This window comes from candidate division WOR-3 bacterium, from assembly GCA_011052815.1.
Lineage (GTDB): Bacteria > Hydrothermota > Tepidihabitantia > SM23-42 > SM23-42 > DRIG01.
The window spans coordinates 29269-43849 of record DRIG01000032.1 but is presented as its reverse complement, the minus strand read 5'-3'; the positions used below and the strand labels follow the sequence as shown (position 1 = coordinate 43849).

General features: G+C 45.6%; 10 protein-coding genes. 4 read left to right on the top strand and 6 right to left on the bottom strand.

Annotation, left to right across the window (positions count from 1 at the left end; genetic code table 11):
• A partial coding sequence (locus ENI34_03100; GenBank protein HEC78113.1) for a hypothetical protein occupies window positions 1–453 on the bottom strand: 453 nt, incomplete at its 3' end.
• Window positions 454–630: 177 nt separating this feature from the next.
• On the opposite strand from ENI34_03100, the gene ENI34_03095 reads away from it, so the two are divergent.
• On the top strand, window positions 631–2871 hold the full coding sequence (locus ENI34_03095) for a hypothetical protein (protein HEC78112.1): 2241 nt from the start codon (window positions 631–633) through the stop codon (window positions 2869–2871).
• A gap of 100 nt (window positions 2872–2971) precedes the next feature.
• Here ENI34_03095 and ENI34_03090 read toward each other — a convergent pair whose 3' ends face one another.
• The 5 genes from ENI34_03090 to ENI34_03070 all read right to left on the bottom strand — a co-directional run bounded on the left by ENI34_03090 (window position 2972) and on the right by ENI34_03070 (window position 12056).
• Window positions 2972–3943 (bottom strand): hypothetical protein, encoded by a 972-nt coding sequence (locus ENI34_03090; GenBank protein HEC78111.1) that lies wholly within the window; start codon window positions 3941–3943, stop codon window positions 2972–2974.
• An 88-nt stretch (window positions 3944–4031) separates the two neighbouring features.
• Entirely contained in the window at window positions 4032–7463 is a 3432-nt protein-coding gene (locus ENI34_03085) for a T9SS type A sorting domain-containing protein (protein ID HEC78110.1), read from the bottom strand.
• A 3-nt stretch (window positions 7464–7466) separates the two neighbouring features.
• Window positions 7467–9476 carry a GGDEF domain-containing protein gene (locus tag ENI34_03080; protein HEC78109.1) on the bottom strand — a complete coding sequence of 670 codons (2010 nt, stop codon included), beginning with the start codon at window positions 9474–9476 and terminating at the stop codon, window positions 7467–7469.
• A gap of 72 nt (window positions 9477–9548) precedes the next feature.
• Window positions 9549–11033, bottom strand: coding sequence for an apolipoprotein N-acyltransferase (lnt, locus tag ENI34_03075; GenBank protein ID HEC78108.1), 1485 nt, complete (start codon window positions 11031–11033; stop codon window positions 9549–9551).
• 9 nt (window positions 11034–11042) lie between these two features.
• Complete coding sequence (locus ENI34_03070) at window positions 11043–12056, bottom strand: Gfo/Idh/MocA family oxidoreductase (protein ID HEC78107.1); 1014 nt, start codon at window positions 12054–12056, stop codon at window positions 11043–11045.
• A gap of 109 nt (window positions 12057–12165) precedes the next feature.
• Between ENI34_03070 and ENI34_03065 the strand changes: the two genes are divergently transcribed.
• Genes ENI34_03065 through ENI34_03055 form a run of 3 tightly spaced genes read left to right on the top strand, consistent with a single transcriptional unit; the run spans window position 12166 to window position 14456 of the window.
• Window positions 12166–13089 carry a branched-chain amino acid transaminase gene (locus ENI34_03065; GenBank protein ID HEC78106.1) on the top strand — a complete coding sequence of 308 codons (924 nt, stop codon included), beginning with the start codon at window positions 12166–12168 and terminating at the stop codon, window positions 13087–13089.
• A gap of 24 nt (window positions 13090–13113) precedes the next feature.
• Entirely contained in the window at window positions 13114–13599 is a 486-nt protein-coding gene (rpiB, locus tag ENI34_03060) for a ribose 5-phosphate isomerase B (GenBank protein ID HEC78105.1), read from the top strand.
• Window positions 13596–14456 (top strand): hypothetical protein, encoded by an 861-nt coding sequence (locus ENI34_03055; protein HEC78104.1) that lies wholly within the window; start codon window positions 13596–13598, stop codon window positions 14454–14456. The genes rpiB and ENI34_03055 overlap by 4 nt, the downstream gene beginning before the upstream one ends.
• Window positions 14457–14581 lie beyond the last annotated feature (125 nt).

The following is a 14581-nucleotide window of genomic DNA, read 5'->3' as shown; positions in this document are numbered from 1 at the left end:
ACCGGTGATGATATAACCGAGGTCAGTGGTCTGCTGAACCGATTTTCCACTGCCGCCGCCGTCGATTGTTTCAGCCCATAGTGAATCACCCTGGGCATTGAGTTTGAGGAGATAGATCACCATATGGCCGGTTGTGTCGACTGTTCCACCGGTTAATATATAACCGCTGTCCGCGGTTTCCTGAATGCAACCGGAAAATGGATCACTTCGGCAGAATGTCTTTGTCCAGATGATTTCACCTAAGGAATCTGTTTTTATGAGATAGTGCTGCATCGGTGCTCCTGAGTCGCTCTGGGTGTGGGCGGCGATGATGTATCCGAGGTCCGAGGTTTCCTGGACATATACACCTAAATCCCCAAAGGGGCCACCGTATCTCTTTGTCCATAGTGTATCAGGTGTTTGAGTGAAAAGTAATGTCATCCAGAAGATCGCGAGTGACTGAAATAAACTCATTGCAACCTCCTTTCTATGATGAAATATCGGTTAATCATAGACAGACTATTATATTTTAATGTAAATTGTGTATTAATTCATGAGGTATTATTCTCTCAAACCCTGTCTTTTTATGGAGTGGCGGGTGATGAATGAGGTTATTGACAGATCGGAAATTAACAGTATAATGTTTCCGCGATGGTTAACAACACAGAGAGGCGCTTAAAGGCCGTGCGGTATTATCTTGAACACGATGAATCGTTGAGGACGGTTGCTTCCCGTTTCCGCATCAACCATGTAACTTTTTATAAATGGGTGAAGGCATATAGAAGCAAAGGAGAATTGTGGTTCCTTTCTGAATACCGCAGGCCGTGGAACCGTGTGGCCGCCGATCTGGAGGACAGAATCGTTTTCTTGAAGGAAAGAGAACCAGGACTGACTCTCCGACAGGCAAAGAAGGTATTACAGAAACAGGGGTTTGAAATTTCCGTGAAAGGCATCTGGGGGGTCTGGCGACGTTACGGCTATACCGGTTTTATCAGAGAAAAATTGAGCGGCGATTTTCCGGTTCACTATCCCTGGGGAAAAGAAGCAAAAGAGAAATTCAAACTCGCCCAGGAACAGTTCACACTGGGCAGGGTCGAGGATGCCGCCGCGGTGTTGAATTCCATACCCGCACTTCCTGAGAACGGATTGGTGCCTCAAATTCCTGATTCATTGTTGAATCTCCGCAGGTGTCTTGAAAAGGCCGCACAGTTATATTTACGCATTCCTTTAAGGGATTATGTGAAAAGGGTCCACACATTGTATTTGAGGTCGCTCAGGAAAAAGTATTACTTCTCGGCGTTGCGGATGGGAATCATCGAAATCGCCGCCTCAACATGGTTGGGCAGGTCACTTAGTGAACAGATGAAGATGATCCGGGAGTTGAAGCGGATGTTCAAGGGAAAAAACAGTTATGTTGTGCATTATCTCGACATCCTGGAAGGAATTGTCTCTGCGCGACATCAGAGGATTAAAGAAGCAGCGGAATGTGCCAGGAAGTGTGATGCTTTGATCCGACGGTGGAGGAAGGTTCCGGCTGAATTCAGCCATTTACTCGGTTCTTTATACATCCACCTGGAAGATTACCGAAGGGCTGAATACTGGTATTTAAAGATACTGGAGAGAGGAACCGCTTCTGAAGAAAATATCTACGGAGGTCATCTGGCATACATATATTCTTCAAAAGGAGATTACAAAAAGGCGGTTGATCTTCTCAGGGAGGTGAAAAATCCTGATTGGGCGCATAAACCGAACATCCTTTTTTATATGGCTATGCGTTCTCTGGTGAACGGTGCGCCCGGTAAGGCGCTGTCATTCATAAAAAAATCACTTTCCCTCTCCAAAAAGGCGGGTGTCCAGAACAGCATGATAAGGGCTTATTTCACGATTGCCAGTGCCTATTGCAGCCTCGGTGACAGAAAAGAGGGTGAGCGGACCTTGAAGAGGCTTCTTCCGTTTGTCCGGCACAAAATGGAGAAGGCGGCTGTGATCATCGATATTTTATTGAATCCCGCCCGACGCGATTATAATCTTTTACGCGCCGGGAACGTGCCGCCGTCGATAAAACTTATTTATCTACTCAAAGAAGGAGATTATCAGAGAGCCTTTTCTTACGCAAAACAGAAAGGCATTATGGTTTATCTGCACAGATACATATTTTTCTTCCCTGAACTGGTGATCGAGTTTCTCAAACGCGGTAGATCGACAGGTCTTCCAAAAGGAATGCTGCAACTGCCTGTCTTCAATAAAGAGGTACCGGTCTATAACATTCGATTTCTGGGAAAACCGGTACTCTATAAGAATCAAAGATATTTGAGAACCAGATTGTCACCCAAAGAGTCTGCGTTTATAATACACCTCAGTCTGAAGGCGGGCGAACCCGGCAGAAGGATATTTCTCAACGAACTTTACCGGAATTTCTGGAAGACAAGTACTGCGCCAGGCAGGAATTTGTCACATCTTCTTGTGCGTGTCAGAAAGGCATTGAAGATTCCTCTGCACCTGCTTCAAATTTCCCGACGTGGGGGAGAAGCGGTTCTGGTCAACAACGGCATTCACTTTCTGACCGATTATAGTGAATTCGATCAGAGTATTACAGCCGCCCGTGCTTTTGAACGCGCCGGCGAGTGGGAGTTCGCTTTAAAAGAATATTCACGGGCGTTCAGTCTGTTCAGGGGTGAGCCGTTTATGAAGATGTATGATGCATGGTCTGATCAGATGCGGACGGCGGTCCTGAACATGGTGGAGAATGTACTGACCAGATTATGCACCCATTCTGCAAAGACGGGTGATACATACGGGTGTCGCAGATTACTTGAAAAGGCCGGCAGACTTGGTTTGATCACCGACGATGTCTTTCAGAAACTCTATGATTTCTGTCCAAAGCGGCATTGATAAAAACCGGTAATTCCAGAAATTTTGTTGCTTTGGGCGCCGGTGCGCAGGCATCGGTGTCTCTTTGTATTTACCGCATTAAAAATTTTTTCCTTTCGAATTATTCAAATGTTCTCTCAACAGACGGGTCGGTTATAATTATGAAATCAGCGATATTCTTATAACTGTTGAAGTCGACTTCAGGAAAAGCGCTGTCAGAAAAAGTCGAGACGACCAGGGGTCTTATATCGGGCGCATACTTCTTCAATTGTTGAACAACACCAAAGTACTCGTCGCTGTGGAATCTTCCGTTGATATGCATTATTTTTTTATTCGTATTTTTGTTTGAGAACCGGACGAGCGAGTGTGCCATCGTTGCATCCCATAGTGATTGTCCCTGGTTTATTTTGAATTCCGGCATGGAGATCACCGGCATTTTCATCTTCTTCAATGTGTCCGCATCCGCAGGTGTTTTTTTCGGAAGAGAGAACGGCATATTCTTTTTGACGCTGAGCAGTTTCTGGTAATATGCTCCGGTTGCGGTATCATAGGGCAGGGGTGCGATGAATGATTTAGCCGCATCAGACAACGATTCAAGGGCTTGCTGCCCCTTGGTGCTCGCGATATTGGAGTAACGGTAGGGTGCATTGGCGGCGATCACCGGGATATCATTCATCCGGGCGAATTCGATCAAAGGGCGATAATCCTTGTAATTCGTCCATACCCTGGCGTCTTTTCTGAAATGTTTTTCCGTAATCATGCCGCTCAGGTATTCATCGAGGACGAGCTGGACATCACGTTCAAACATTTCCAGTGACAGGACGATCAGGTTTGGATATCTGGCATAGAGCTTTTTCAAAAGGAGTTCTTCAAGATAATGTGCAACCGGGTCATTATGTTCCTCACCGAAAAAAAGCACGTCATAATTTTTCATCGTGGTCACTATCTCTTCGAGATCCACCACTCTGTTCTTCTGCACTGAAAATATGATGTAATCGTCGTCGGTTATCTTGTCTTCGCCGTACATCAACGGCGTTGTGAAGAGTATAAAGTACAGACAGACAATGGTTGAAAAAACGGTTCGATAATGCATGACTTCTCCTTTCTTTTGATCGTCTAAGAGCAGGGAATTGAACTTCCCGAATCGATGATTATATCTTAGTTATGTTATTCCCGTGTTATCACCTCAGCATTATCGCTTTTCTGGTAATCGTTGTATTCTCAGACATTACCTGGATGAAGTATATGCCGGCCGGCATCTTTTTACCTGTATTATCGGTTCCATTCCAGGTGACCGTCTGGACGTCTTTCAGGGATTCCACCGTGAACTGTTTTATCAATCTACCGCTTACGTCGTAGATCCTCAATGTCGTAATCGGATTGTTCTGGGTATTGCCGAATCGGATGTCGATCTTTCTGGTGAAGGGATTCGGAAGAACCATAAACAGAAGCGGGGTGGGTTCGGTATCGGTATGTTCTTCAATCATTGTGATGTTTTCCACATTGAAGTTGTCGATATAAAAACCTTCGCCTACATCTCCGTCGCCGTCACTGACGAATGAAAGTCTGACCTGAATAGTGTCGCCTGCCGGGTAATCCGCAAGCGAGTATTTCTCTTCAAACCATTCACTCTGGATACCACGTCCTGACAGAGCACCGCCTGTTCCGATGAAATCAAGGGTGTCTCTGAATCCATTTCCGATGATTATGACATAGATACCGTCGCTTCCATACAGGGGAACACTGAACCAGCGGTAGAATTTCAGGATTGAATTTTCACCCAGCATAAACGGTGTGGTCTGGATGAAACAGTCCATATTATTGGTATAGTGATGAGTGATGCTGTCGCCGCAATACCATGAATGGGTGGGTGAGAATGAACGGTACGTGGTTAAATGCCAGAGGTTATTGGTTCCCGACGTGGTCCATTGACCGGTGCCTGATTCCATATCATCAGAGAAACCAGTTTCGCCGACGATGAGGGTTTTGTCCGCGGTGTAACTGCAGCTTTCCGAGACAATGGTGAAGGTGAGGAGAGGGTGGTGGCCTGGAGGACAGCCTGACAGTACATGTACTGTGAAAGGACCGACGGTAAGGGATGATTCCGGCGGGATGTCGGCAGGCATGAGGCTGTCCGAGAGGAGTGTAATATAGGGATCGCTTGTGTTGAGAGTGACGATAGGTGTATGGGCATAACCGAATCCTCTATTTTCTATCTGCAGATATACGGATTCCGTATCTCCGGGCATTGTCGGCGGTTCAGCCACGCTCATTTCACCGAAACCGAATACCGGTGTACCCACCAACATTACCGGATGATAGTTGACGGTTCTTGAAGCGTCGGTGATCTCCAGGTTGAAATCGATTCCATAACCGTTCGTCGCCCAACCGACGGTGACTCTGAATGCATTATTGATATACACGGAATCACCGGGATTGAGCGAGCCTGCGCTCTGGGTGCTGTCCTGAACCACGATCATCGAGTCCTGGGAGTGGAGTATAAGGGAAACATTGTTAGCGACGGCGTTGCCGGTATTCTTTATCGCGACATCGATATAGATCTCTTCACCGGGGTTTGCTATTCCGTCGTTATTCCCTGATGCGTCGTTCAGTGACCAGCCGAGGTAGTTCACATAAGAGCCGTTTATCACCGGGATGGTTTCTTCCACAGGCAGATAGTTGTGTGCGGTGACGGTCAGGTCGAAATTTCCTGAGGTTGCGGCACCGGCGTCGAGGAAGATCGTACCGTCTGTATCTGTATATCCTGATGCGTACGATTCATTGTTTTTCATCAAACAGACCAGGGCGTTCTTTACAGGAGCTCCGTTGTTTTTGTTACGCACACTGATTAATATCCGACTGTTTCCAATGGGTATTGACTGCGGATAAGAGACCGAGAGTGATTCCGGGGTGTCGGTCCAGACACACATCTCCGGGTCGCCGAGAAGGTTGAGCTGGTATTGGTGCCAGCGGTATACGTTCTTTTCTCGTGAATAAGGAATGAAGTGGATTTTCGCCTGGCTCAATGCCGAGCCGAGATGGAAGTTATCTTCGACAAGCAGTGAATAGAAAATCCGGCTGTCGAATCTGTCGGAGTAGCCGAATCCCGGGTTGCCGGGAGAACCCCAGCCGTAGCTTGAATTTCCGATGAACGCCACGCCGCCGCCGTGTGGGCTGTTGACAAACGATTCCGCAATCGCATCAAAGTCGAATGCAGTGGTCCAGCATCCGATAGAGACGGCGATACCGTACATCGGTTCGTTCGTCAGGGTGTCGAAGTCGATGTTATGCAGGTATCCTGTGCCGGCGCCCATCACGTCGATCCAGCCGTGGCCGTCATGATTGAAGAGCCCCTGTCCCTGGCGCAGGGCGTTCTTTACTGAATTCGGAGAAAGATTTCCCTGACTGTAGTATAATTTCGTGATGTTGAAATACGGTGGGAAAGATTCAGCGTCGATTTTATTCTTGTGTATTCCCTGGTCAGTATATGGATTGGACCACAAGACATCGGCGGCGAAGATCGCATTGGTCAGATAATTGAGGTCGGGATTCTTTTCGTAGAGCAGAACTTTTTCAACGAACTTCTGGGCTTCGGATACGGTGTTTACCGGTGCCCTTCCTACAATAAGGTCGGGATAGAGGTCGATACTGTCCTCGATCTCACCATAGCTGCCGTCACCGTCCAGGTCCCATGTTCCCTGAAGGTCGGCGTAATAGAGGTCGCACGGCATTGTATCTTCCCGGCCGGGCCAGAAACCTGCACTGCAACTCATTGCGTAGGCGAAACGGCAGGGGATGATGTCGGTGTCTCCACCAAGAAGGACATAGGTGGTGTTTGAGTCTGCAAGGGATTTGAGATAATTTCTGATACGGGCGGCATTATCTTCACCCGAGTAATGGGAGATAATCCAGTCCACGGTCCTGATTTTTGTCAATATACCCTTTTTTGTCTTCCAGTCCGCCAGCCGTTGAAATACGGTGTCAAGGGGTGGATTTGAGATGATGAGATATTCAAGATATTCCCGGTAAGAACCGTTGTCGGTTTTTATGACATCCTCGGGGTTGAGAACGATCTTTGTGATATATCCGCCGCCTGCCGGTCTTTTTACACCGCCTTTGTAGTCGACAGCGAATTCTATGCGGTTATAGAAAATCAATTCTTGTGAGGAAGGCAGATACTGGACAGGATGGATCAGCAGTTCACAGATTTGTTGGTTGTCGTAGACCCCGGTTCCTTTATATTCAATGATATTTTCCGGATAGGGCTTATCGGATTCGTATATGGTGGTATTCGGTTCAGTAAATGTCTTGAGTTCCTTCTGAGAAAGAATCACCGGTTTATGTACATACGAGACCGGAGACTTCTGCGGCAATCTCTGAAAATCGGTTGACAGAATTTTGATGTCGGTGATTTCCGCACCATGGGGAAGGGCGAGTTTTATAGATTTCACCGGCAGCTCAGGTGCACCGATTTCATCAGTCAGTTCACAACCAACCATCCTTAATTTAGTGTATTGTCCTCTCTGTTCTGCCGTGAAGTCGTCCAATTCAAATTGCACATTTTGAATGATTCGGCTGTTCATCGTTATGAACAGAATTAAGATAGACAACATTTTTCACTCCTTTCTCTTTGAGGCAAAATTGACGCAGTTGCCTCCTAATTGTTTTGCTTCATAACATGCCTGGTCTGCGAGTTTTATTAAAGTATCTTTTTCATTACTGTCTGAAGGAAATGTCGCGATTCCGATGCTCAATGTCACCCGGGGTTCGATATTCTGCATCTCGATTTTTCTACGCATACGTTCGGCGACTTCCAGAGCAAAGGTACTGTCGGTTTCCGGCAGGACTGCGATGAATTCGTCTCCGCCGTACCTGCCGAGGAAGTCGACATCCCGTATTATTTCCTTCATCAGTTGACTGAATTTCTTTAAAATTTTATCTCCGGCCGGATGGCCGAATGTGTCATTATAATATTTAAAATCATCGTAGTCAATCATCAATATCGAGAAAGGACGGTGGTACCGCACCGACCTACGGATCTCGGCATCGATGAACATATCAAAACTTCTTCTGTTGGGAAGATTGGTCAGAGGGTCTGTCTGTGATAATTTTCTTGCTTCTTCATAGAGTCGCGAGTTGTCGAGCGCAATCGCAATCTGGGCGCTTAAACCGGCAAGCATATTTATGTCTTCTTTTGTGAAACCGTTGATTTCAGGGCTTTCTACATCGAGCACTCCGATGAGCTGCTCGCCGAGCATCAGCGGAAAACATACTTCACTCTTCGCCTCTTCCACGCCGGCCCTATAAAAGGGATCTTTACTGACATCAGGAGCGTAATAGATCTTTTTTGTGGCAGCGACATGGCCGGTTATTCCGTCTTTTCCTATCCGGAAACGGAGTGATTTTATATGTTCCGGATAATTGATATACGACCGCGGATACAACTCCTGTTTCTCTTCATCCACCAGCATGATTGCAAGATTCAGGTAGCCGAATGTTTCTTTCAAGCGCTGCAGGATATTTTTCAACAGTTGGTCAAAATTTAATGTTGAGATGAAAGTCTGACTTATTTCGTATAAGAGAGACATCTCCTTCGCCTCACGGCTTATCTTTTTATACAACCGGGTATTGTCGAGGGCGATCGCCGCCTGGCTGCACAAAATCGTGAGGTAATCGATCTCGCTCTTGGTGAAATTTCTCGGTTTAAAAGAATCAACATATAGAATTCCGATCATCTTACCTCTTGCGATAAGGGGTATCCCGGCGGTCGCCGCCCGTTCTTTTTCATTGTTTTCCATGTTGTGTGATCTCTCATAGCTTCGTAAATCGGGAATGATTACGGGTTTCTTCGTTCTCATTATTTCAGCGGAAATTCCATCGACGAGATGGGTGGTCGGTTTGTACCTTCTCGGTATGTCGGTTCCTTTTTTGTATTTGAAGAGATCGACAGCCGTCCTTTTGGTTTCGTCGATGAGAAGCAGACTTCCGGCATCGGTTTTTGTGATCAATACCGCTGTGGGCAGGAATACGACCATTATTTCGTTGATGTCAAAAGAAGAAGTAAGGACGAGCCCCACTTCTTCAAGTATGGTGAGGATCTTCGTTTTCTCCTCGGTCTGCTGGATCAGTTTTGAATATTCAATCGACAGGGCTGCCATTCTGGTGAAAAAATCCAGGGCGTTCTCCTGTTCGAAGGTCTCCTGCATCTGCCGGTAATAGATGTTGAGGCAGCCGATCGGTTCATCTTTAAGGAGCAGGGGAGCGCAGACAAGGGACGCCAGTCCTTCTTTTGATGCCCACTCTACTGTGAAATCATCACCGATGTCTTTAAACAGCTTGATTACATCTTTTATGAACCTTGGTTTTTTTGATTGACATACTTTTCCGGCGACCTCCTGATCTTTGTATACTTTTACGACCTTCAAATATTCCGGAGATAAATTGTATGAGCGGGCGATCGTCAGGTATTCGTTGTTTTCGTCGAAGAGCATTATTGATGACGCCGAGGCATTGAAAAATGAACATGCATGTTTTGTTATCGCGTCAAAAACACTGTCGAGTCCTCTCTGTTCCAGCAGGGAACCGGTGATCGCCGCCAGACTTTTGTACAATTTACCTTCGGACATATATAATTATATTGCAGGAAAAAATAATGTCAACAGTCAAGGAGAAAGGAACGGAACAGGTAGAGAGAAAGATTAAGAACCGCGCATCCGGTTGAAAAACCAGAATCCGAGGAGCACGGTGGTTAAAATGAGTGAAACCGCGGGCAGGATGTCGCCGAGGATATTGTACACTGTCCTTTCTTTGTCAAAGACGATTTTTTCCACGAGAACGGCCCGGGTGAAAAGAGGGGTTTGTTGCAGGACCATTCCGTACTTGTTTACGATCATCGATATGCCGGTATTACTGCTGCGGGCGAGGGGTTTGCCGTTCTCAACGGTTCTCAGGATCGCCATGTCATTATGCTGTTGCGGTCCGGAGATCCTGCCGAACCAGCCGTCATTGGTGATGTTCACCAGCAGTTCGGCGCCGTCTTTGACAAACCTTCTGGAGAGTTCGGGAAAGATCGATTCAAAACAGATAAGGCAGGAAAATTTCGTCTTATCAAGTTCAAAGACGGTATAAAGAGTACCGGGTGTATATTTTCCCCCGCCGACGTCGATCTTTTTCAAAAAGGTGAGTTGTTGGTCAAAAGGGATATGTTCTCCGAACGGGACAAGGTGCATCTTTCTGTACTGCTGTGTGATTCCCTTGTCCGGCTCAATGAGAATCGCACCGTTGTATATACTGTGTTCTTTTGATTCATATATCGGTGTTCCGGTCAGGAGGGGTGTTTTTGTTCTGTCTACAAAACTGAAGATAAGATTTTGATATTTGCCGGGAAAGGTTATGAATACCGGTACAGCCGTCTCGGGCCAGATAATCAAATCAAGGTTCTCACCGAATTTTTTTTTACTGTATTGATTCGCGGTTTCGGATAGAGAGATGAGGCGTTCAAAGGTTTCATCACGCATCGCCTTCGTGAATTTCAGATTGGGATCGATATCGGGTTGGATTACTCCGACCAGCATGGTTTTACCTACGGGTTCTTTTATTCTCAGTGCGCCGTATATTAAGGGAATGGAAAAAACAAGAAGCAGGATGACGAGATTTTTGATTCGTTTTAATTCGGTCAATTTGAACAGGGCGACATTCACCAGGATCAACCAGAAAGATACGCCGTATACCCCGAATATCGAGGCCTGCTGGATGATTACGGGATAACGCGCCTGAGAATATCCGAACACCAGCCAGGGAAATCCCAGTTCGCCGATGCTGCGGATGAATTCCAGACCGGTGAGAATAAATGGAAGGAACCATATACCGATTCTTTTTGCAATGAGCAGTCCGGTTCCGTAATAAAGACCGTAATAGAGAAACAGGAGGAGCAGGCCGAAGAGCATAATCAATTTTATCGTCGTTTCGATCTGGAGGAAGACGATCCAGAATAATGACAGGAGGGAAAAGACGGTTCCGAATAGTACGCCGGACTTGAAGACAGAAGATGGGTCCATCTCTTCAATCGCCCATAAGAGGGGGACAAGACTGAACCAGAGCAGGAAGTAGAGATTGAGTGGATGAAAAGAGAGGGAGGTCAGGGCAGCGGATATGACGATGAGGATGAATGATTTTCGCGTCATACAGGTTTTTTATTTTATCTCGATCAATTTTTTTTCTTTTGCTGATCTGTAAAAGGCTTCGATTATCTTTGCAATGGTGAGGCCGTCTTCGCAGGTTATCGGTGGTTTGCCGCTGCCTGTCAGAAAATCAAGAAATTTTTGCGCCTGTTTTTCATAGGAGTCCTGATACGGATTTTTATGTGCGACGCTCGGTGTTACATTGAAGAGTTCGTTGTGAAGTTCCTTCTGGATACGCAGGGGATTGAGCAGCGCCGCTCCTTTTTTTCCGAATATATTACAGTAAAGGAAATCCTGTTCAAATATCAGAGACCAGCCCACTTCGATCGTGAGCAATGTATCGTCTTTGAAATTGATTATACACATCGCGGTGTCTTCGACCTCTGCTTCAGATTCCTTTTTGTGCATCGAGGCGAATATCGTGGAAACGGTTTTATCTTTGAGTAGATAGAGTGCGATGTCAAGAAGCGTATTGCCGAGACTTAGGAAGACACCACCGCCGCTCTTGAGTTGCTCAAGGCGCCATGGTTTGAGCACCCATTCACTCGAACCGATGAGCCAGCCAGCCTTGACGTAATAGATATCTCCCAATTCTCCCTCTTTGATGAATTTTTTTATGATCTGGACATCGGGTCTCAGCCTGTTGTTCATCGCCGGGACCAATTTCTTTCCGGTCTTTTCCGCGGTGTCAATCATCTCTTCCGCCTCCTTGAGATTTATCGACATCGGACTTTCACAGAGTACGTCTTTGCCGTACTTGAGGGCGGAAATGGTCATTGCGGCATGGAGATAATTGGGTGTGGCGATAATCAGGGCATCGATCTCTTCATCCTGGACGATCTCCTGAAAATCCTGATACCTATGGGGTATATTGTATTTTGAACTGAGATGGTCGATCTTCCGCACATCTGAGTCGCAGATGGCGGTCAACTCACACTGCGGGTTCTTTTTAAAAAAAGGAATATGGGCGATCTGTGAGTGGACTCCGCATCCGACGATCCCGAGATTTATTTTTTTCTTTTCCATCGCTAAAAAGTATAAACAAAAAAATTATCAAGTCAATCATAATTACTTGTCGGATTATTTTCTTGACTTTCAGTAAAATTTAATTATTATTGAATCAAGGAGGTATCCTATGGCAATGGAAAAATCAAAATACATCTGGATGGATGGGAATTTCGTAAATTGGGATGATGCAAAGATACATATACTTTCTCATGTTATTCATTATGGAACAGGAGTTTTCGAAGGATTGAGATGTTATAAGAGTCCTAAAGGATCGGTGATATTTCGACTTAAAGACCATATAGAAAGGCTCTTTAATTCTGCGAAGATATATCGTATGGAGATTCCTTATCCCCAGGATGAATTGGTGAAGGTTACCATCGAGCTCATCAAGAAGAATGAACTGGAAGATGCCTATATCAGACCCATTGCTTACCGGGGATATAATGCACTCGGTGTTGATCCTTTTCCCTGTCCTGTAAATGTCTGTATTGCTACACTCCGCTGGGGAAAATATCTTGGTAAAGAAGCCCTGGAACAGGGAGTTGATGTGATGGTGTCCAGCTGGAACCGTATGGCACCAAATACCTTTCCGGCGATGGCGAAATGTTGTGCCAACTATATGAATTCACAACTTATAAAGATGGAGGCGATCACCTATGGTTTTGTCGAAGGTATTGCCCTGGATGTTACCGGATATGTAAGTGAAGGTTCGGGTGAAAATATATTTGCGGTCAAAGACGGTGTGATCTATACCCCGCCGTTCCATGCGACGATTCTGCCCGGCATAACGAGAAATACGATTATGACCCTGGCAAAAGATATGGGGATCGAGGTCATTGAGACGATGATTGCAAGGGAGTTTCTCTATATCGTTGATGAGGTGTTTTTCACCGGTTCGGCGGCTGAGGTCACGCCGATCAGAAGTATTGATAAGATTAAGATCGGTGCGGGTAAGGCCGGTCCGATCACCAAAAAACTGCAGGCGGCGTTTTTTGATGTTGTTGAAGGCAGAAGAGAAGATAAGTACGGCTGGCTCACCCGGGTCTCATGATATCAAAACTTTTTCATTAACGACATGAAGATTGGAATCGGTGCTGATCATCGGGGAGTTTTGTTGAAGAGGAAGATAATAGAGTTTTTGACTGAATCAGGACATAAGGTTATTGATTACGGTACTGATTCTGCAGAGTCGGTTGATTACCCGAAGATCGCTCTGTCCCTGGCAGACGGCCTTATTAAAAAAAGATTCAAATTCGGGATTTTAATCTGTTATACGGGTCAGGGAATGGCGATGACCGCCAACAAAGTAAGGGGTATAAGGGCGGCTGTGTGTACGTCTTCAGAGATCGCGCGTCTTACCCGGGCTCATAATGATGCCAATATTCTGGTTCTTCCCGGCGGTTTTGTCAGGTTCAATAAAAAACTCTGTTTTTTGATCAATATCTTTTTGACGACGAAATTTGAAGGCGGAAGGCATCGACGTAGGATCAATATGATAAAGGATTATGAGAAAAGGGTTTTATGTAAGTGTCGAACCCGTTCTTCAAGGTTGAAATCATGAAGATTTTACCTGTGGCATTTGAGAGTTTTGGGGTACGCAGCATGGCGACCTATGTTGAAACCGAGGACGTGAGAATATTCATCGATCCCGGAGTTTCGGTCAGTCCGGACAGATACTCTCTGCCGCCGCACAGACTTGAGCTGGACCGCCGTCGGGAGATGGTCGAGGCGATCAAACACTGGACCGGAGTTTCAGACGTAATTATCATCACCCATTATCATTATGACCATCACAATCCTGATGAAGAGAGCATTTATGCTGGTAAAGAGATCTTTTTGAAACATCCGCGCGAGTTCATCAATCACAGTCAAAAAGAAAGGGCGACGGTGCTTCTGGGGATGATTGAATCATGCGCCAAAGCGATAAATATCGCTGACGCCAGAACATTCAATTTCGGAAATACAAAGATCATATTTTCTGAACCGGTTTTTCACGGTCTGTCCAACCGCCTCGGTTATGTAGTGGAAGTATATATCGAAGAGAAAGAAAAATTTATTTATACCTCTGATGTCCAGGGACCATTGAACGACGAGGCGGTGAATTTTATAGTTGAAAGATCTCCTGATACGATTATTCTCGACGGGCCTGCAACCTATTTATTGGGGTCACATTACAAAAAGAGTGACATCGCCCTCGCCTTGAAGAATATAAAAAAGATAATCGAACAGACTTCAGTGAAAAAATTGATAATCGATCACCATCTTTTGAGGGACATCAACTGGTCAGAATACCTCGTTTCAATAAAGAATTTCAGTAAGAGGGTGACGGTATGTTCTGCCGCTGCATACCTGGGAAAGAAAGAAGAGCTTCTGGAAGCACGGCGAAAAGAACTCTATAACGGGATTACCTGTGAATAATTTTGTCAAAAATGATGTGGATAAATGAGGATAAGGTGTGGATAAATCAAAATTCTTGATATTACATAGGTTTCCTGCATTTTTTAATGAAATTTATTATGAGTTATCCACAATCTTATAATAAT

What these genes read in the sequence shown, in the direction of transcription:
- ENI34_03095 (HEC78112.1), top strand. Translation starts at nt 631, where the DNA reads ATGGTTAACAACACAGAGAGGCGCTTAAAGGCCGTGCGGTATTATCTT.
- ENI34_03090 (HEC78111.1), bottom strand. Translation starts at nt 3,943, where the DNA reads ATGCATTATCGAACCGTTTTTTCAACCATTGTCTGTCTGTACTTTATA.
- ENI34_03085 (HEC78110.1), bottom strand. Translation starts at nt 7,463, where the DNA reads ATGTTGTCTATCTTAATTCTGTTCATAACGATGAACAGCCGAATCATT.
- ENI34_03080 (HEC78109.1), bottom strand. Translation starts at nt 9,476, where the DNA reads ATGTCCGAAGGTAAATTGTACAAAAGTCTGGCGGCGATCACCGGTTCC.
- lnt (HEC78108.1), bottom strand. Translation starts at nt 11,033, where the DNA reads ATGACGCGAAAATCATTCATCCTCATCGTCATATCCGCTGCCCTGACC.
- ENI34_03070 (HEC78107.1), bottom strand. Translation starts at nt 12,056, where the DNA reads ATGGAAAAGAAAAAAATAAATCTCGGGATCGTCGGATGCGGAGTCCAC.
- ENI34_03065 (HEC78106.1), top strand. Translation starts at nt 12,166, where the DNA reads ATGGCAATGGAAAAATCAAAATACATCTGGATGGATGGGAATTTCGTA.
- rpiB (HEC78105.1), top strand. Translation starts at nt 13,114, where the DNA reads ATGAAGATTGGAATCGGTGCTGATCATCGGGGAGTTTTGTTGAAGAGG.
- ENI34_03055 (HEC78104.1), top strand. Translation starts at nt 13,596, where the DNA reads ATGAAGATTTTACCTGTGGCATTTGAGAGTTTTGGGGTACGCAGCATG.